This window comes from Streptomyces sp. M41(2017), from assembly GCF_002078175.1.
Lineage (GTDB): Bacteria > Actinomycetota > Actinomycetes > Streptomycetales > Streptomycetaceae > Streptomyces.
Genome location: NZ_MWFK01000001.1, coordinates 2,711,719 through 2,730,289 on the forward strand (window position 1 = coordinate 2,711,719; position 18,571 = coordinate 2,730,289).

General features: G+C 69.1%; 15 protein-coding genes. All 15 read left to right on the forward strand.

Features of this window, described 5'->3' with window-relative positions; genetic code table 11:
* Positions 1-77 precede the first annotated feature (77 nt).
* Positions 78-437: an NADH-quinone oxidoreductase subunit A gene (locus B0675_RS11920; RefSeq protein ID WP_007383963.1), complete on the forward strand. Its 360-nt coding sequence runs from the start codon at positions 78-80 to the stop codon at positions 435-437.
* A gap of 14 nt (positions 438-451) precedes the next feature.
* The gene (locus tag B0675_RS11925) at positions 452-1,006 is read left to right on the forward strand and encodes an NADH-quinone oxidoreductase subunit B (RefSeq protein WP_053743379.1); all 555 of its coding nucleotides are present in this window, start codon (positions 452-454) and stop codon (positions 1,004-1,006) included.
* Entirely contained in the window at positions 1,003-1,743 is a 741-nt protein-coding gene (locus B0675_RS11930; RefSeq protein ID WP_081218786.1) for an NADH-quinone oxidoreductase subunit C, read from the forward strand. Before B0675_RS11925 ends, B0675_RS11930 begins: the two co-directional genes overlap by 4 nt.
* Positions 1,740-3,080, forward strand: coding sequence for an NADH-quinone oxidoreductase subunit D (locus B0675_RS11935; RefSeq protein WP_081218787.1), 1,341 nt, complete (start codon positions 1,740-1,742; stop codon positions 3,078-3,080). Before B0675_RS11930 ends, B0675_RS11935 begins: the two co-directional genes overlap by 4 nt.
* 29 nt (positions 3,081-3,109) lie before the next feature.
* On the forward strand, positions 3,110-3,949 hold the full coding sequence (gene nuoE, locus B0675_RS11940; protein WP_081221740.1) for an NADH-quinone oxidoreductase subunit NuoE: 840 nt from the start codon (positions 3,110-3,112) through the stop codon (positions 3,947-3,949).
* Positions 3,949-5,298: an NADH-quinone oxidoreductase subunit NuoF gene (gene nuoF / locus B0675_RS11945; protein WP_081218788.1), complete on the forward strand. Its 1,350-nt coding sequence runs from the start codon at positions 3,949-3,951 to the stop codon at positions 5,296-5,298. The genes nuoE and nuoF overlap by 1 nt, the downstream gene beginning before the upstream one ends.
* Positions 5,295-7,799 (forward strand): NADH-quinone oxidoreductase subunit G, encoded by a 2,505-nt coding sequence (locus B0675_RS11950; protein ID WP_081218789.1) that lies wholly within the window; start codon positions 5,295-5,297, stop codon positions 7,797-7,799. Before nuoF ends, B0675_RS11950 begins: the two co-directional genes overlap by 4 nt.
* Positions 7,796-9,169, forward strand: a complete 1,374-nt coding sequence (gene nuoH / locus B0675_RS11955; RefSeq protein WP_081218790.1) for an NADH-quinone oxidoreductase subunit NuoH — start codon at positions 7,796-7,798, stop codon at positions 9,167-9,169. The genes B0675_RS11950 and nuoH overlap by 4 nt, the downstream gene beginning before the upstream one ends.
* On the forward strand, positions 9,162-9,815 hold the full coding sequence (nuoI, locus tag B0675_RS11960) for an NADH-quinone oxidoreductase subunit NuoI (RefSeq protein ID WP_081218791.1): 654 nt from the start codon (positions 9,162-9,164) through the stop codon (positions 9,813-9,815). Before nuoH ends, nuoI begins: the two co-directional genes overlap by 8 nt.
* On the forward strand, positions 9,812-10,627 hold the full coding sequence (locus B0675_RS11965; RefSeq protein WP_081218792.1) for an NADH-quinone oxidoreductase subunit J: 816 nt from the start codon (positions 9,812-9,814) through the stop codon (positions 10,625-10,627). Before nuoI ends, B0675_RS11965 begins: the two co-directional genes overlap by 4 nt.
* On the forward strand, positions 10,624-10,923 hold the full coding sequence (gene nuoK / locus B0675_RS11970; RefSeq protein ID WP_081218793.1) for an NADH-quinone oxidoreductase subunit NuoK: 300 nt from the start codon (positions 10,624-10,626) through the stop codon (positions 10,921-10,923). Before B0675_RS11965 ends, nuoK begins: the two co-directional genes overlap by 4 nt.
* A 14-nt stretch (positions 10,924-10,937) precedes the next feature.
* The gene (nuoL, locus tag B0675_RS11975) at positions 10,938-12,851 is read left to right on the forward strand and encodes an NADH-quinone oxidoreductase subunit L (protein ID WP_081218794.1); all 1,914 of its coding nucleotides are present in this window, start codon (positions 10,938-10,940) and stop codon (positions 12,849-12,851) included.
* Between the two features lie 5 nt (positions 12,852-12,856).
* Entirely contained in the window at positions 12,857-14,428 is a 1,572-nt protein-coding gene (locus B0675_RS11980) for an NADH-quinone oxidoreductase subunit M (RefSeq protein WP_081218795.1), read from the forward strand.
* Positions 14,425-16,083 (forward strand): NADH-quinone oxidoreductase subunit NuoN, encoded by a 1,659-nt coding sequence (gene nuoN, locus B0675_RS11985; protein WP_081218796.1) that lies wholly within the window; start codon positions 14,425-14,427, stop codon positions 16,081-16,083. The genes B0675_RS11980 and nuoN overlap by 4 nt, the downstream gene beginning before the upstream one ends.
* Positions 16,084-16,393: 310 nt before the next feature.
* Positions 16,394-18,439: a DNA helicase RecQ gene (recQ, locus tag B0675_RS11990; RefSeq protein ID WP_081218797.1), complete on the forward strand. Its 2,046-nt coding sequence runs from the start codon at positions 16,394-16,396 to the stop codon at positions 18,437-18,439.
* Positions 18,440-18,571: the final 132 nt, after the last annotated feature.

The following is an 18,571-nucleotide window of genomic DNA, read 5'->3' on the forward strand; positions in this document are numbered from 1 at the left end:
GTTCGCGGCACTGACGAGGCAGGGACTCAAGCCCTGGAACCGCCACCAGTCAGTGCCGACTGAGAGGAGCGAGGAGCGTGAACGCGTATGCGCCGATCCTCGTACTGGGAGCCCTCGGGGCAGGCTTTGCGATCTTCTCCGTGGTCATGGCCACGCTGATCGGTCCGAAGCGGTACAACCGCGCGAAGCTCGAGGCCTACGAATGCGGCATCGAGCCGACCCCCACGCCGGCCGGCGGCGGGCGCTTTCCCATCAAGTACTACCTGACGGCGATGCTCTTCATCGTCTTCGACATCGAGATCGTCTTCCTCTACCCCTGGGCCGTCACCTTCGACGCCCTGGGTGTTTTCGGGCTCGTGGAGATGCTGCTCTTCGTGCTCACCGTCTTCGTGGCGTACGCGTACGTATGGCGGCGCGGCGGCCTGGAATGGGACTGAGGGGCCTTTAAGACATGGGACTCGAAGAAAAGCTGCCGAGCGGTTTCCTGCTGACCACGGTCGAGCAGGCCGCGGGCTGGGTGCGCAAGGCGTCCGTCTTCCCCGCGACGTTCGGACTCGCCTGCTGTGCCATCGAGATGATGACGACCGGCGCCGGGCGATACGACCTGGCGCGCTTCGGTATGGAGGTCTTCCGCGGGTCGCCCCGCCAGGCCGACCTGATGATCGTGGCCGGCCGGGTCAGCCAGAAGATGGCGCCGGTGCTGCGACAGGTCTATGACCAGATGCCCAATCCCAAGTGGGTGATTTCCATGGGGGTTTGTGCTTCATCAGGCGGAATGTTCAACAACTACGCCATTGTGCAGGGTGTCGACCACATCGTCCCGGTCGACATCTATTTGCCCGGATGCCCGCCGCGGCCCGAGATGCTGATCGACGCGATTCTCAAGCTGCACCAGAAGATCCAGACCTCCAAGCTCGGCGTCAACGCCGAGGAGGCGGCCCGCGAGGCGGAGGAAGCGGCGCTCAAGGCGCTCCCCACCATCGAGATGAAGGGCCTGCTGCGGTGAGCGACGCGAACGGCAACGGGGTCAACCCCGAAAAGGACCTCAGCGCCTCCAACCTCCCCGGCCAGCGAGGCGACCAGGGCGAGGAGATCCGCGTCCAGCGCGGCATGTTCGGCGCCAACAACGGCGGCGACACCTCCGGCTACGGCGGCCTGGTCCGCTCGATCCGGCTCCCCGGCTCGACCAACCGCCCTTACGGCGGCTGGTTCGACGAGGTGGCCGACGAGCTGGAGGGCGCCCTGGAGGAGCAGGGACTCGTCCCCGGGAACGTCATCGACAAGACGGTCGTCGACCGGGACGAGATCACCTTCCACATCGAACGCGAGCACCTGGTCCGCGTCGCGCAGACCCTGCGCGACGACCCGGCGCTCCGCTTCGAGCTGTGCACCGGCGTCTCCGGGATCCACTACCCGCACGACAAGGGCCGCGAGCTGCACGCCGTCTACCACCTGCGCTCGATCACCCACAACCGGCTGATCCGCCTGGAGGTCAGCGCTCCCGACGCGGACCCGCACGTCCCCTCCCTCGTCGCCGTCTACCCGACGAACGACTGGCACGAGCGCGAGACGTACGACTTCTTCGGGCTGATCTTCGACGGCCACCCTGCGCTGACGCGGATCATGATGCCGGACGACTGGCAGGGCTTCCCGCAGCGCAAGGACTACCCCCTCGGCGGCGTCGCCGTCGAGTACAAGGGCGCCCAGATCCCGGCTCCGGACCAGCGGAGGTCGTACTCATGAGCACGCAGACCCCTTCAGGGGCATCAGCCGCTTCGGCCCGCGAGACGACCGAGGGCACCGTATATACGGTCACCGGCGGCGACTGGGACGAGATCGCCCAGTCCGCGGCCAAGTCCGACGACGAGCGCATCATCGTCAACATGGGACCGCAGCACCCGTCGACCCACGGTGTGCTCCGGCTCATCCTGGAGATCGACGGCGAGACGGTCACCGAGGCCCGCTGCGGCATCGGCTACCTCCACACCGGCATCGAGAAGAACCTCGAGTTCCGCACGTGGACCCAGGGCACCACGTTCGTGACGCGCATGGACTACCTGACGCCGTTCTTCAACGAGACGGCCTACTGTCTCGGCGTCGAGAAGCTCCTCGGGATCACCGACCAGATCCCCGACCGCGCCTCGATCATCCGCGTGCTCCTCATGGAGCTGAACCGGCTCTCCTCCCACCTGGTGTGCATCGCCACCGGCGGCATGGAGCTGGGCGCCACGACGATCATGATCTACGGCTTCCGTGATCGTGAACTCATTCTCGACATCTACGAGCTGATCACCGGCCTGCGGATGAACCACGCGTACATCCGCCCCGGCGGACTCGCCCAGGACCTGCCGCCCGGCGCGGTGGACCAGATCCGCGAGTTCGTGAAGAAGATGAAGAAGAACCTCCCCGAGTACGACAAGCTCGCCACCGGGAACCCCATCTTCAAGGCCCGGATGCAGGACGTCGGCTATCTCGACCTGGCCGGCTGCATGGCCCTCGGCGCCACCGGCCCGGTCCTGCGCTCGGCGGGCCTGCCGCACGACCTGCGCAAGTCCCAGCCCTACTGCGGCTACGAGACCTACGACTTCGAGGTTCCGACCGCCGACACCTGCGACTCCTACGGGCGCTTCCTGATCCGCCTGGAGGAGATGCGCCAGTCGCTGCTGATCGTCGAGCAGTGCCTGGACCGGCTGCAGCCCGGCCCGGTCATGGTCGCCGACAAGAAGATCGCCTGGCCCGCCCAGCTCGCGCTCGGCCCCGACGGTCTCGGCAACTCGCTCGACCACATCAAGAAGATCATGGGCACCTCCATGGAGGCCCTGATCCACCACTTCAAGCTGGTGACCGAGGGCTTCCGCGTACCGCCGGGACAGGCGTACGTCGCGGTCGAGTCGCCCAAGGGCGAGCTCGGGGTGCACGTCGCCTCCGACGGAGGCACCCGCCCCTACCGGGTCCACTTCCGCGACCCGTCCTTCACCAACCTGCAGGCCATGGCGGCGATGTGCGAGGGCGGCCAGGTCGCCGACGTCATCGTCGCCGTCGCGTCCATCGACCCCGTGATGGGAGGCGTCGACCGGTGACCACCACCCCCGAGGGCGTCAGCCTGGGCATGCCCCAACTGCCCGCGCCCGACTACCCGGACGACGTCCGAGCCCGGCTGGAGGCGGACGCGCGCGAGATCATCGCCCGCTACCCCGACTCCCGCTCCGCCCTCCTTCCGTTGCTGCATCTCGTGCAGTCGCAGGAGGGTCACGTCACGCGCACCGGACAGCGGTTCTGCGCGGAGGTGCTCGGCCTGACGACCGCCGAGGTCAACGCGGTCGCGACCTTCTACTCGATGTACCGGCGCAAGCCGAGCGGCGACTACCAGGTGGGTGTCTGCACCAACACCCTCTGCGCCGTGATGGGCGGCGACGCCATCTTCGAGGCCCTCCAGGACCACCTCGGAGTGGGCAACGGGGAGACCACCGGCGACGGCAAGGTCACCCTTGAGCACATCGAGTGCAACGCGGCCTGCGACTTCGCCCCGGTCGTGATGGTCAACTGGGAGTTCTTCGACAACCAGACCGTGGACTCGGCCAAGCGCCTCGTCGACGACCTGCGCACCGGAGCGGACGTCGAACCGACCCGCGGCGCACGGCTGTGCACCTTCAAGGACACCGCCCGGATCCTGGCCGGCTTCCCCGACGAGCGCGAGGGCGCCGTGGAGGCCGGCGGCAGCGCGGGCCACGCCTCACTGGTCGGCCTGCGGCTGGCCAAGGGGGAGAGCGGCCCCGCGCGCGTGGTGCATCCGCGCGGCGGAGAGGCACCCCGGGAGAGGACCTCCGAGGACCGGACGCCGCCGGAGCAGCCGCCCGCCGGACACCAGAGTTCGCACGACGCGCCGCAGGACACGGCGGCCTCCGACCCGAGCCATCCGGCGGGTCCGGTCGCAGAGGAGGGGGAGTGATGACCTTGGCAGCAGAGATCAACGAAACCAGTCCCGAAAAGCTGCTCGCACCCGTGCTGTCGGCCTTCTGGGACGAGGACAGGTCCTGGTCGCTGGACGTCTACAAGAGGCACGAGGGGTACGAGGGCCTGCGCAAGGCACTCGCCATGTCGCCGGACGACCTGATCGCCTATGTCAAGGACTCCGGACTGCGCGGCCGCGGGGGCGCCGGATTCCCCACCGGAATGAAATGGCAGTTCATTCCGCAGGGAGACGGTAAACCGCACTATCTAGTTGTCAACGCCGACGAGTCGGAGCCGGGAACCTGCAAGGACATCCCGCTCCTCTTCGCGAACCCGCACAGCCTCATCGAGGGCATTGTGATCGCGTGTTACGCCATCAGGTCTTCGCATGCGTTCATCTATCTGCGGGGTGAAGTCGTCCCCGTACTGCGGCGGTTGCACGAAGCCGTACGCGAGGCGTACGAGGCGGGCTACCTCGGCGAGAACATCCTGGGCAGCGGACTCGACCTCCAGGTCACCGTGCACGCGGGCGCGGGCGCGTACATCTGCGGTGAAGAGACCGCCCTGCTCGACTCGCTCGAAGGCCGCCGTGGACAACCGCGGCTCCGACCCCCTTTCCCTGCTGTCGCGGGACTCTATGCGTGCCCGACTGTTGTGAATAACGTCGAATCCATCGCGTCAGTTCCCGCAATTCTCCAAAAGGGCAAGGAATGGTTCAAGTCGATGGGCAGCGAGAAGTCTCCGGGCTTCACGCTCTACTCGCTCAGCGGCCATGTCACCAGCCCGGGTCAGTACGAGGCCCCGCTCGGCATCACGCTGCGCCAACTCCTCGACATGAGCGGCGGGATGCGCGCAGGCCACCGGTTGAAGTTCTGGACGCCGGGCGGCTCCTCGACCCCGATGTTCACCGACGAGCACCTCGACGTCCCTCTTGACTACGAAGGGGTGGGCGCCGCGGGTTCCATGCTCGGCACGAAAGCACTCCAGTGCTTCGACGAGACGACCTGCGTCGTCCGCGCCGTCACCCGCTGGACCGAGTTCTACGCCCACGAGTCCTGCGGCAAGTGCACGCCCTGCCGCGAAGGCACCTACTGGCTGGTGCAGTTGCTGCGCGACATCGAGGCCGGCAAGGGCGTCATGTCCGACCTGGACAAGCTCAACGACATCGCCGACAACATCAACGGCAAGTCCTTCTGCGCCCTCGGCGACGGTGCCGCCTCGCCGATCTTCTCCTCGCTCAAGTACTTCCGTGACGAGTACGAGCAGCACATCACGGGCCGCGGCTGCCCCTTCGACCCCGCCAGGTCGACGGCCTGGGCCGACAAGCACACGGAGGTGAACGCATGACAGTGACCACCAGCGCTCCCTCCGGAGGCGGGGAAGCGGCGGTCCCCCCGGAGGACCTCGTCGCGCTGACGATCGACGGCGTGGAGATCAGCGTGCCCAAGGGCACCCTGGTCATCCGGGCCGCGGAACAGCTCGGCATCGAGATCCCCCGGTTCTGTGACCACCCGCTCCTCGACCCGGCCGGCGCCTGCCGCCAGTGCATCGTCGAGGTCGAGGGCCAGCGCAAGCCGATGGCGTCCTGCACGATCACCTGCACCGACGGGATGGTCGTCAAGACGCAGCTCACCTCACCGGTCGCCGAGAAGGCGCAGCACGGTGTGATGGAGCTGCTGCTCATCAACCACCCGCTGGACTGTCCGGTCTGCGACAAGGGCGGCGAGTGCCCCCTGCAGAACCAGGCGATGTCGCACGGCAACGCCGAGTCACGCTTCGAGGGCCGCAAGCGGACCTACGAGAAGCCGGTCCCGATCTCCACGCAGGTCCTGCTCGACCGCGAGCGGTGCGTGCTCTGCGCCCGCTGCACCCGCTTCTCCAACCAGATCGCGGGCGACCCGATGATCGAGCTGGTCGAGCGGGGCGCGCTCCAGCAGGTCGGCACCGGTGACGGCGACCCCTTCGAGTCGTACTTCTCCGGGAACACGATCCAGATCTGCCCGGTGGGCGCGCTGACGTCGGCGGCGTACCGGTTCCGCTCGCGCCCCTTCGACCTCATCTCCTCGCCGTCGGTGTGCGAGCACTGCTCCGGCGGCTGCGCGACGCGCACCGACCACCGGCGCGGCAAGGTCATGCGGCGCCTCGCCGCCGCCGACCCCGAGGTCAACGAGGAGTGGATCTGCGACAAGGGGCGGTTCGGGTTCCGGTACGCGCAGCAGCGCGACCGTCTCGACACCCCTCTGGTGCGCAACGCCGAGGGTGTCCTGGAGCCGGCGTCCTGGCCGGAGGCACTGGAGGCGGCGGCGCAGGGGCTGACGGCGGCCCGCGGCCGGACCGGTGTGCTGACCGGTGGCCGGCTCACCGTCGAGGACGCCTACGCGTACAGCAAGTTCGCGCGCGTGGCCCTCGACACGAACGACGTCGACTTCCGCGCGCGTGTGCACAGCTCCGAGGAGGCCGACTTCCTGGCATCCCGGGTCGCCGGACGCGGACGGGACCTCGACGGTACGGGCGTCACCTACACGCTGCTGGAGAAGGCGCCCGCCGTTCTGCTGGTGGGCTTCGAGTCCGAGGAGGAGGCGCCCGGCGTCTTCCTGCGGCTGCGCAAGGCGTGGCGGGGGCACGGTCAGAAGACCTACGCTCTCGCCACCCATGCCACCCCGGGTCTGGCGAAGGCGGGCGGCACCCTGCTGCCGGCCGCGCCGGGCACCGAGACCGAGTGGCTGGACGCGCTCGCGAGCGGTGTCGGTCTCGAAGGAGACGGTGCGACGGCCGCCGAGGCGCTGCGTGCCGAGGGCGCGGTGATCGCCGTCGGTGAGCGGCTGGCCGCCGTGGCGGGCGGTCTCACCGCCGTCGTACGGGCCGCCTCCGCCGTCGGCGCCCGGCTGGTGTGGATTCCGCGCCGGGCGGGCGAGCGGGGCGCGATCGAGGCGGGCGCGCTGCCGTCGCTCCTGCCGGGCGGACGCCCGGCCACCGACCCGCGCGCGCGTGAGGAGGTCGCGGTCGCCTGGGGCGTCTCCGAACTCCCGCACCGCTACGGCCGCGACACCGGCCAGATCGTCGAGGCCGCCGCGGGAGGCGAACTGCGCGCCCTGGTGGTCGCCGGTGTGGAGGTCGCCGACCTTCCCGACCCGGCGCGCGCGCGTGAGGCCCTCGCCGAGGTGGGCTTCCTGGTCTCGCTCGAACTGCGGCCCAGTGAGGTCACCGACCACGCGGACGTCGTCCTGCCGGTCGCCGCGGTCGCCGAGAAGTCCGGCAGCTTCCTCAACTGGGAGGGCCGGGTTCGTTCCTTCGGGGCGGCTCTCAAGCCCGAGCAGGTGACCCGCAATCTCTCGCCCACCGACGCGCGTGTGCTGCACATGCTCGCCGACGCCATGGACGTCCACCTGGGACTGCCGGACCTGCGGACGGCGCGAGCCGAACTGGACCGGCTCGGTGCCTGGGGCGGGGCGCGTGCCTCCGAACCCCGGGAGACCGGAGCGCAGTTGCCGCGTCCGGCCGCCGGTGAGGCCGTGCTGGCCGGGCACCGGCTGCTCCTCGACCAGGGGCTCCTGCAACAGGGTGACGACGCGCTCGCCGGGACCCGGCACGCCGCCCACGCGCGCGTGTCGGCCGCCACGGCCGCCGAGGCCGGCGTCAAGAACGGCGATCTCCTCGCCGTGACGGGCCCCGTCGGAGTCGTCGAACTCCCGCTCCAGATCAGCGAGATGCCCGACCGGGTGGTCTGGCTCCCGCTGAACTCGACCGGCGGGGGCGTCGCCTCCGACACCGGGGCGCTGCCCGGCGCACTCGTCCGCATCGGCCCGGCGACCATCGCCGCCGAGGCCCCCAAGGAGGTGGAGGCATGACGCCGTACCTCGCCGCTGAAGACCTCTCGATGTTCGGCCGGGACCCCTGGTGGCTGGTCGTCGTCAAGGCGGTGTTCTGCTTCGCCTTCCTGATGGTGACCGTGCTGTTCTCCATCGTGTGGGAGCGCAAGGTCGTCGCCTGGATGCAGCTGCGCATCGGACCCAACCGGCACGGTCCGTGGGGGATGCTCCAGTCGCTCGCCGACGGCGTCAAGCTGATGCTGAAGGAAGACGTCATCGTCAAACGCGCGGACAAGGTGGTCTACGTCCTCGCACCGATCGTCGCCGCCATCCCGGCGTTCATGGCGATCGCGGTGATCCCCTTCGGGCCCGCAGACAACCAGGTCTCGATCTTCGGCCAGCGCACCACGATGCAGCTCACCGACCTCCCGATCGCGATGCTCTTCATCCTCGCGGTGGCCTCGGTGGGCATCTACGGGATCGTGCTCGCCGGGTGGAGCTCCGGATCGACCTATCCGCTGCTGGGCGGCCTGCGGTCCTGCGCGCAGATGATCTCGTACGAGATCGCCATGGGCGCCGCGTTCGCCTCGGTGTTCCTGTACTCCGGGTCGATGTCGACCTCGACGATCGTCGAGCAGCAGCACGACCGCTGGTACATCCTGCTGCTGCCGGTGTCGTTCATCATCTACGTCATCACGATGGTGGGGGAGACCAACCGGGCCCCGTTCGACATGCCGGAGTCCGAGGGCGACCTCGTCGGCGGCTTCAACACCGAGTACTCGTCCATCAAGTTCGCGCTGTTCATGCTCGCCGAGTACGTGAACATGGTGACGGTCTCCGCCGTCTCGACGACGCTCTTCCTGGGCGGCTGGCGGGCCCCGTGGCCGATCAGCACCTTCTGGGAGGGCGCCAACCACGGCTGGTGGCCGATGCTCTGGTTCGTGGTGAAGGTGCAGCTGCTGCTGTTCTTCTTCATCTGGCTGCGCGGCACGCTGCCGCGTGTGCGCTACGACCAGTTGATGAAGCTGGGCTGGAAGGTCCTCATCCCGGTCTCCGTGGTCTGGCTGATGCTCGTCGCGACCGTCCGGACGCTGCGCAACGAGAACTACGACTTCGCGGACATCGCCCTGTACGTGGGCGGAGGCGTCCTCGTCCTGCTGTTGCTGTCGTTCGCGGCGGACATCTTCCGCGACAAGCAGAAGGCCGAGGACGTACCCGCCGAACCCGCCGCCTTCGACCCGATGGCGGGCGGGTTCCCCGTGCCGCCGCTGCCCGGGCAGGAGCTGCCGCCGGTACCGCGGCGCAGCCCGCGCCGGGAGCGGGAGTTGATTGTCAGTGGCGGGCCCGATACTGCGAGTGACGGATCGATCGCCGGATCTCGTGACGGAAAGGAGGGGTCCGATGGCTGAGGAGCCGAAGGAGACCAAACCGGGTTTCCAGAACCCCGTCGCCGGTTTCGGCGTGACCTTCAAGGCCATGTTCAAGAAGCGGCTGACCGAGCAGTACCCGGAGCAGCAGAAGACCACAGCGCCTCGGTTCCACGGCCGGCACCAGCTCAACCGTCATCCGGACGGCCTGGAGAAGTGCGTCGGCTGCGAGCTGTGCGCCTGGGCCTGCCCCGCGGACGCCATCTATGTGGAGGGCGCGGACAACACCGAGGAGGAGCGCTACTCCCCGGGTGAGCGGTACGGCCGCGTCTACCAGATCAACTACGCCCGCTGCATCCTGTGCGGCCTGTGCATCGAGGCGTGCCCCACGCGCGCGCTGACGATGACGAACGAGTTCGAGCTCGCGGACAGCAGCCGCGCCAACCTCATCTACACCAAGGAGCAGCTGCTCGCCGGTCTGGAGGAGGGCATGGTCGACTCGCCGCACTCGATCTTCCCGGGCACGGACGAGCAGGACTACTACCGGGGCCTGGTGACCGAGGCGGCACCCGGCACGGAGCGACAGGTGGCCGTCTCCAAGGGCGAGTTCCACCCGGCGGGAGGCCCCTCGGCGGACTCCGCGGAGAGCTCCTCGGGCGCACCGGCCGAGAAGGGGGCGGAGGCATGAGCGAGCTGGCCGCGTACGCGACCTCCACCGGTGAGGCCTTCCAGTTCTGGGTCCTCGGTACGGTCGCGGTGATCGGCGCCCTGTGCACCGTCTTCATGAGGAAGGCCGTGCACAGCGCGCTGTGCCTCGCCGGGACCATGATCATCCTGGCGGTGTTCTACCTCGCCAACGGCGCGTACTTCCTGGGCATCGTCCAGATCGTCGTCTACACCGGCGCGATCATGATGCTGTTCCTCTTCGTCGTCATGCTCGTCGGTGTCACCGCGGCGGACTCCCTGAAGGAGACCATCAAGGGCCAGCGCTGGCTGGCCCTGGTCTGCGGACTCGGATTCGGCGTCCTGCTGTTCGCCGGGATCGGCAACGCGTCCGTCAAGGACTTCGACGGCCTGGCGAAGGCGAACGCGAACGGCAACGTGGAGGGCCTCGCCGCCCTCATCTTCACGAAGTACGTGTTCGCCTTCGAGATCACCGGCGCCCTGCTCATCACGGCCGCCGTCGGCGCCATGGTGCTGACGCACCGTGAGCGCACCGAGCGTCCCAAGACGCAGCGCGAGCTGTCCGAGCAGCGCGTCCGCGAGGGCAGGCACGTACCCCCGCTGCCGGCCCCCGGTGTCTACGCCCGGCACAACGCGGTGGACATCGCCGGCCTGCTCCCGGACGGCACGCCGTCCGAGCTGACCGTCATGAAGACGCTGCGCGACCGCGGGCAGGTCCGTGACGTGTCGACCGAGGCGCTCAGCGACCTGAAGGCGCTGGAACAGCGCGCCGAGGAGCGCCTGGAGCGCACGAAGACGGAGGAGGCGTCCAAGTGAATCCGGTCAACTACCTCTATCTCGCCGCCCTTTTGTTCACGATCGGCGCCACCGGTGTGCTGATCAGGCGGAACGCGATCGTGGTGTTCATGTGCGTCGAGCTGATGCTGAACGCCTGCAACCTCGCGTTCGTCGCCTTCTCCCGCCTGCACGGCAATCTCGACGGCCAGATCTTCGCCTTCTTCACGATGGTCGTCGCCGCCGCGGAGGTCGTGGTCGGGCTCGCGATCATCGTGTCGCTGTTCCGTTCCCGCCACTCGGCCTCGGTCGACGACGCCAGCCTGATGAAGCTGTAAGGGGTCGCTGAATCGTGGAGAACCTGATTGCGCTGCTCGTCGCGGCGCCTCTGCTCGGAGCGGCCGTACTGCTGTGCGGCGGCCGGCGGCTGGACGCCGTCGGCCACTGGATCGGCACCGCGCTCGCGGCGGCCTCCTTCGTGATCGGCGCCGTGCTCTTCGCCGACATGCTGGGGAAGGGCGCCGAGGACCGGTCCCTGACCCAGCACCTGTTCACCTGGATCCCCGTCGGGGGCTTCCGCGCGGACGTCGGCTTCCAGCTCGACCAGCTGTCGATGACGTTCGTGCTGCTGATCACCGGCGTCGGCTCGCTCATCCACCTGTACTCGATCGGGTACATGGAGCACGACGAGCGCCGCCGCCGTTTCTTCGGCTATCTGAACCTGTTCCTCGCGGCGATGCTGCTGCTCGTCCTCGCCGACAACTACCTGTTGCTGTACGTCGGCTGGGAGGGCGTCGGTCTCGCCTCGTACCTGCTGATCGGCTTCTGGCAGCACAAGCCCAGCGCCGCCACCGCCGCGAAGAAGGCCTTCCTGGTCAACCGCGTCGGCGACATGGGCCTGTCCATCGCCATCATGCTGATGTTCACGACCTTCGGGACCTTCGCCTTCGGGCCGGTGCTCGGCACCGAGGAGCACCCGGGCCTGGTCGGGGACGCCAGTGAGGGCAAGCTCACCGCTGTCGCCCTGATGCTGCTCCTCGCGGCCTGCGGCAAGTCGGCGCAGGTGCCGCTGCAGTCCTGGCTCGGGGACGCGATGGAGGGCCCGACCCCGGTCTCGGCCCTCATCCACGCCGCGACCATGGTGACCGCCGGCGTGTACCTGATCGTGCGTTCCGCCAACGTCTTCAACGCGGCGCCCGACGCCCAGCTCGTCGTCACCGTGGTGGGCGGGGTCACCCTCCTGTTCGGTGCGATCGTCGGTTGCGCGAAGGACGACATCAAGAAGGCGCTGGCCGGCTCGACCATGTCGCAGATCGGCTACATGGTGCTCGCCGCCGGCCTCGGCCCCATCGGCTACGTCTTCGCGATCATGCACCTGGTGACCCACGGCTTCTTCAAGGCCGGGCTCTTCCTCGGCGCCGGTTCGGTCATGCACGGCATGAACGACGAGGTGGACATGCGGAAGTTCGGCGGTCTGCGGAAGTACATGCCGGTCACGTTCGTGACGTTCGGCCTCGGCTACCTCGCGATCATCGGCTTCCCTGGCCTGTCCGGCTTCTTCTCCAAGGACAAGATCATCGAGGCGGCCTTCGCCAAGGGCGGCACCGAGGGCTGGATCCTCGGCAGCGTGGCCCTGCTGGGCGCCGCGATCACCGCGTACTACATGACGCGCGTGATGATCATGACGTTCTTCGGGGAGAAGCGCTGGCAGCCCGACGCGGACGGCCACGAGCCGCACCCGCACGAGTCGCCCCGTTCCATGACGATCCCCATGATCGTGCTGGCCTTCGGGTCGGTCTTCGCGGGTGGTTTCTTCAGCATCGGCGACCGCTTCCTGCACTGGCTGGAGCCGGTCACCGGGCACTCCGAGGGCGACTCGCCCGTCAGTGCCCTCACGGTCACGGTGGCCACGATGGTGCTGCTGGTCGTCGGCGCGGGTATCGCCTACCTCCAGTACGGCCGCAGCTCCGTCCCGGTCGTCGCCCCGCGCGGCTCCGTACTGACCCGGGCGGCCCGACGCGACCTGTACCAGGACGACTTCAACCACGTCGTGCTGGTGCGCGGCGGTGAGCACCTCACCCGCTCCCTGGTGTACGTCGACCACACGCTGGTCGACGGGGTCGTCAACGGAACGGCAGCCTCGGTGGGCGGCCTCTCCGGGCGGCTGCGCAAGCTGCAGAACGGCTATGCGCGCAGTTACGCGGTCTCGATGTTCGGCGGTGCGGCCATCCTCGTCGCCGCGACCCTGCTGATGAGGGCGGTCTGATACCGATGTCCTTTCCTCTGCTGACAGCGACGGCGGTGCTCCCGGCCCTCGGGGCGATCGCCACGGCCGCCGTGCCGGCCGCACGGCGCGTCGCCGCCAAGTGGCTCGCGCTGGTGGTCTCCCTGGGCACCCTGGCCCTCGCCGTGGTCGCCCTGGTGCGCTTCGACCCGGGCGGTGACCGTTACCAGCTCACCGAATCGCACGCCTGGATCGCGGACTTCGGGGTGCGGTACGAGCTGGGTGTGGACGGCATCGGGGTGGCGCTCGTCGCGCTGACCGCGCTGCTGATGCCGTTCGTGATCCTGGCGGGCTGGCACGACGCCGACCCGCAGGAGACCGGCAACAAGCGGTGGCGGCCGACGCAGGGCTTCTTCGCCCTGATCCTGGCCGTCGAGGCGATGGTGATCATCTCCTTCGAGGCCACCGACGTCTTCCTCTTCTACATCTTCTTCGAAGCCATGCTCATCCCGATGTACTTCCTCATCGGCGGCTTCGGGGACCGTGCCCACGAGCACGGCGACGAGGCGGCGGCGACCCAACGTTCGTACGCCGCGGTGAAGTTCCTCCTCTACAACCTCGTCGGCGGCCTCATCATGCTGGCCGCGGTGATCGGGCTGTACGTGGTGGCGGGGAACTTCTCGCTCCAGGAGATCGTCCAGGCCCGGGCCGACGGGTCGCTGCACATGGCGACCAGCACCGAGCGGTGGCTGTTCCTCGGCTTCTTCTTCGCCTTCGCGGTGAAGGCGCCGCTGTGGCCGCTGCACACCTGGCTGCCCAACGCCATGGGTGAGGCCACCGCCCCGGTCGCGGTGCTGATCACGGCGGTCGTCGACAAGGTGGGCACCTTCGCGATGCTCCGCTTCTGCCTCCAGCTCTTCCCGGAGGCCAGCAAGTGGGCGACGCCCGTGATCCTCGTCCTGGCGCTGATCAGCATCATCTACGGTGCGCTGCTCGCGGTCGGACAGCGGGACATCAAGCGGCTGGTCGCGTACGCGTCGATCTCGCACTTCGGCTTCATCATCCTGGGCATCTTCGCGATGACCACCCAGGGCCAGTCGGGCGCGACGCTCTACATGGTCAACCACGGGATCTCGACGGCCGCCCTGATGCTGGTGGCCGGCTTCCTGATCTCGCGGCGTGGTTCGCGTCTCATCGCCGACTACGGAGGGGTGCAGAAGGTCGCCCCGGTGCTCGCGGGCACGTTCCTGATCGGCGGTCTCGCGACTCTCTCGCTCCCCGGGCTCGCGCCCTTCGTGAGTGAATTCCTGGTCCTGGTGGGCACGTTCACGCGCTATCCGGTCGTCGGCATCATCGCCACCTTCGGCATCGTGCTCGCCGCGCTCTACACCCTCGTCCTGTACCAGCGGACGATGACGGGCCCGGTCAAGGCGGAGGTCGCCGAGATGCCGGACCTCAGGGTGCGCGAGCTCCTGGTGGTCGCCCCGCTGATCGCACTGCTGATCTTCCTGGGCGTCTATCCGAAGCCGGTCACCGACATCGTCAACCCGGCGGTCAAGCAGACCATGTCAGACGTACACAAGACGGACCCCCAGCCCGAGGTGGAGGCGGCCAAGTGAGCGCATCAGCCGTCCACAGCCTGTGGACAACGGCGGCAGTCGCGGCCGATCCGATCCCCAAGATCAACGCACCGAAGATCGAATACGGGCAATTGTCCCCCGTCCTGATCATTCTCGGCGCCGCGATCATCGGGGTCCTGGTCGAGGCCTTCGTGCCGCGCAAGTCCCGCTACTACGCACAACTGTTCGTCTCTGTCGTCGCACTAGCCGCCGCGTTCGCCGCGGTGGTGGCGCTCGCGGCCGGCGGATACGGCACCACCAAGGCGCACATCGCCGCGATGGGAGCCGTCGCGGTCGACGGACCGGCCCTGTTCCTCCAGGGCACGATCCTGCTGGTCGGACTGCTCGGTGTGTTCACCTTCGCCGAGCGGCGCCTCGACCCCGAGGCGCACGGCAACCGCGTCGACTCCTTCGCCGCGCAGGCCGCGTCCGTGCCGGGCAGCGACAGCGAGAAGGCGGCCGTGAAGGCCGGGTTCACCACCACCGAGGTGTTCCCGCTGCTGCTCTTCGCGATCAGCGGCATGCTGGTCTTCCCGGCGGCCAACGACCTGCTGACGCTGTTCATCGCGCTGGAGGTCTTCTCGCTCCCGCTGTACCTGCTCTGCGCCCTGGCCCGCCGCAAGCGGCTCATGTCGCAGGAGGCGGCCGTGAAGTACTTCCTTCTCGGCGCCTTCGCCTCCGCGTTCACCCTCTTCGGCATCGCCCTGCTGTACGGCTACGCCGGCTCCGTGTCGTACGCGACGATCTCGCAGGTCGTCGACGGCACGATCACCAGCGTCGACCCGGCCCTCGCCGGCACCATGGGCAACGACGTCCTGCTGCTCATCGGCACCGCCCTGATCGTCATGGGGCTGCTCTTCAAGGTCGGCGCGGTGCCCTTCCACATGTGGACACCGGACGTCTACCAGGGAGCGCCGACCCCGGTCACCGGCTTCATGGCGGCGGCGACGAAGGTCGCCGCGTTCGGCGCGCTGCTGCGTCTGCTGTACGTCGTCCTGCCGGGCCTGCGCTGGGACTGGCGGCCGGTCATGTGGGCGGTGGCGATCGTCACCATGCTGGGCGGCGCGATCGTCGCGATCACCCAGACCGACATCAAGCGGCTGCTGGCGTACTCGTCGATCGCGCACGCGGGATTCATCCTCGCGGGTGTCATCGCGACCTCGCCCGACGGCGTCTCCTCGGTGCTCTTCTACCTGGGCGCGTACTCGTTCGTCACGGTCGGCGCCTTCGCGGTCGTCACCCTCGTCCGGGACGCGGGAGGCGAGGCCACGCACCTGTCCAAGTGGGCGGGGCTCGGCCGCAGGTCACCGTTGGTGGCCGCGGTGTTCGCGATCTTCCTGCTCGCCTTCGCCGGCATTCCGCTGACCTCCGGGTTCGCCGGAAAGTTCGCCGTGTTCAAGGCGGCGGCGGAGGGCGGCGCGGGCGCGCTGGTCGTGGTCGGTGTGATCTCGTCGGCGATCGCCGCGTTCTTCTACATCCGCGTGATCGTGCTGATGTTCTTCAGCGAGCCGAAGCCCGAGGGGCCGACGGTCGCCGTGCCGTCGCCGCTGACCATGACCGCCATCGCGGTGGGCGTGGTGGTCACGCTGGTCCTGGGTGTGGCGCCGCAGTACTTCCTGGACCTGGCCGGTCAGGCCGGGGTCTTCGTGCGCTGAACACCTCGTCGCACGGGCCGGGCCCCGCTCCCCCTCCGGGAGCGGGGCCCGGCCCGTTCCCGTGGGCCCCGTGAGGCGGGCAGCCCCCGGGTCGAGTGCGCAGGCGGCCCGATTCCGCGGCGGGCGTCGGTCGCGGGCCGCACAAGTTCCGACGCCTTCTGACGCCTTCCGGCGTCTTTCGAGGCATTCCGACGCTTTTCGCTGCGTAGGGAAGTCGGGCGGTCGCAGCCTGTGGACAACTCTCGGACTGTCGGCGCGGACCCCTATCGTGGACGCAGTGGTCGAGGCGCGACGTACGGGGGACAGGACGATGGGCGGGACGGGTGTGATGACCGGAGCGGACGCGACGGAGACGCTGGGCGAGAGCGAGGCACTGGCCACCCTCCACCGGGTCTTCGGGTACGACGCCTTCCGCGGCGAGCAGGAAGCGATCATCGAGCACGTGGTGGCGGGCGGTGACGCCGTCGTGCTGATGCCGACCGGTGGCGGCAAGTCCCTCTGCTACCAGATTCCGTCCCTGGTCAGGCCAGGTACGGGCATTGTGGTCTCGCCGCTCATCGCGCTCATGCAGGACCAGGTGGACGCGCTGCGGGCCCTGGGCGTGCGTGCCGGGTTCATGAACTCCACGCAGGACTTCGACGAGCGGCGCGTGGTCGAGGCCGAGTTCCTGGCCGGGGAGCTCGACCTGCTCTACCTCGCCCCGGAGCGACTGCGCCTGGAATCCACGCTGGATCTGATCTCCCGGGGCAAGGTCTCCCTCTTCGCGATCGACGAGGCGCACTGTGTCGCACAGTGGGGCCACGACTTCCGCCCGGACTATCTGGCGCTGTCCCTGCTCGGCGAGCGCTGGCCGGACGTCCCGCGGCTCGCGCTGACGGCCACGGCCACCCGCGCGACGCACAAGGAGATCACCCAGCGCCTGGGCATGCCCGCGGCCCGCCACTTCGAGGCGAGCTTCGACCGGCCGAACATCCAGTACCGGATCGTCCCCAAGGCCGACCCCAGGAAGCAGTTGCTGTCCTTCCTGCGCGAGGAGCACGCGGGCGACGCGGGCATCGTCTACTGCCTCTCGCGCAACTCCGTCGACAAGACGGCCGAGTTCCTCTCGCGCAACGGCATCGAGGCGGTGCCGTACCACGCGGGCCTGGACGCGGGGACCCGTGCCGCCCACCAGTCGCGCTTCCTGCGGGAGGAGGGACTCGTGGTGGTGGCCACGATCGCCTTCGGCATGGGCATCGACAAGCCGGACGTACGGTTCGTCGCCCACCTCGACCTGCCGAAGTCGGTGGAGGGCTACTACCAGGAGACGGGCCGTGCCGGCCGGGACGGCCTGCCGTCCACGGCGTGGATGGCGTACGGCCTGCAGGACGTGGTCCAGCAGCGCAAGATGATCCAGGGCTCGGAGGGGGACGAGGCGTTCCGCCGGCGGGCCGCCTCCCACCTGGACGCGATGCTCGCCCTGTGCGAGACGGCGCAGTGCCGGCGCTCCCAGCTCCTCGCCTACTTCGGCCAGGACCCGAACACCCCGGCGTGCGGGAACTGCGACACCTGCCTGACGCCCCCGGAGACCTGGGACGGCACGGTCGCCGCGCAGAAGCTGCTGTCCACCGTGGTGCGCCTCCAGCGGGAGCGGGGGCAGAAGTTCGGCGCGGGGCAGATCGTCGACATCCTGCTCGGCCGGCGGACCGCCAAGGTGATCCAGTTCGACCACGACCAACTGTCCGTGTTCGGGATCGGCGAGGAGCTGGCCGAGGCCGAATGGCGCGGAGTCGCGAGACAGTTGCTGGCCCAGGGCCTGATCGCGGTCGAGGGCGAGTACGGCACGCTGGTGCTGACCGACGCCAGCGGGACCGTCCTGCGGCGCGAGCGGGACGTGCCGCTGCGCAAGGAGCCGCCGAAGCCGGTGGTCTCCCGGTCGTCCGGCTCCAAGGGCGAGCGGAAGGCCAAGGCCGCCGCCGCGGCGGCGGAGCTGCCGGCCGAGCTCGTGCCGGCCTTCGAGGCGCTGCGTGCCTGGCGCGCCGAGCAGGCACGCGAGCAGGGCGTCCCGGCGTACGTCATCTTCCACGACGCCACGCTGCGGGAGATCGCCACGCTGTGGCCCACCTCGGCGAGAGACCTGGGCACCATCAGCGGGGTGGGCGAGAAGAAGCTCGCCACGTACGGGGAGGGCGTGATCGAGGTGCTGGCCTCACTGGGCGGCGGCGCACCGACACAGTCATCCGCGCAGACACCCGCGCCGAGAGCCGTCCCGGCGCAGGCGTCGGCCACGTCGGCTCCTGCTCCCGCGGCCGACCACGGACCCGACCCGGACTGGCCCGAGCTGGATCAGGAGCCCGAGCCCGAGGACTGGATGTAGCGCGCCCGGCCCCTGGGCCGGGGCCGGGCGCGCGCACGCCGGTGGAGACATCGCCGGGTGCAACCGGCCGGTCCGCGGCCGGACGCGCCGGCGGTTGCACAGGTCGTCGGGTTCGCCGTCGGACGCGCCGGC

Bases quoted from the DNA above. Each gene is read 5' to 3' on its own strand.
- B0675_RS11925 (WP_053743379.1), top strand. From the start codon at position 452: ATGGGACTCGAAGAAAAGCTGCCGAGCGGTTTCCTGCTGACCACGGTC.
- B0675_RS11935 (WP_081218787.1), top strand. From the start codon at position 1,740: ATGAGCACGCAGACCCCTTCAGGGGCATCAGCCGCTTCGGCCCGCGAG.
- nuoE (WP_081221740.1), top strand. From the start codon at position 3,110: ATGCCCCAACTGCCCGCGCCCGACTACCCGGACGACGTCCGAGCCCGG.
- nuoF (WP_081218788.1), top strand. From the start codon at position 3,949: ATGACCTTGGCAGCAGAGATCAACGAAACCAGTCCCGAAAAGCTGCTC.
- B0675_RS11950 (WP_081218789.1), top strand. From the start codon at position 5,295: ATGACAGTGACCACCAGCGCTCCCTCCGGAGGCGGGGAAGCGGCGGTC.
- nuoH (WP_081218790.1), top strand. From the start codon at position 7,796: ATGACGCCGTACCTCGCCGCTGAAGACCTCTCGATGTTCGGCCGGGAC.
- nuoI (WP_081218791.1), top strand. From the start codon at position 9,162: ATGGCTGAGGAGCCGAAGGAGACCAAACCGGGTTTCCAGAACCCCGTC.
- B0675_RS11965 (WP_081218792.1), top strand. From the start codon at position 9,812: ATGAGCGAGCTGGCCGCGTACGCGACCTCCACCGGTGAGGCCTTCCAG.
- B0675_RS11980 (WP_081218795.1), top strand. From the start codon at position 12,857: ATGTCCTTTCCTCTGCTGACAGCGACGGCGGTGCTCCCGGCCCTCGGG.
- recQ (WP_081218797.1), top strand. From the start codon at position 16,394: ATGGGCGGGACGGGTGTGATGACCGGAGCGGACGCGACGGAGACGCTG.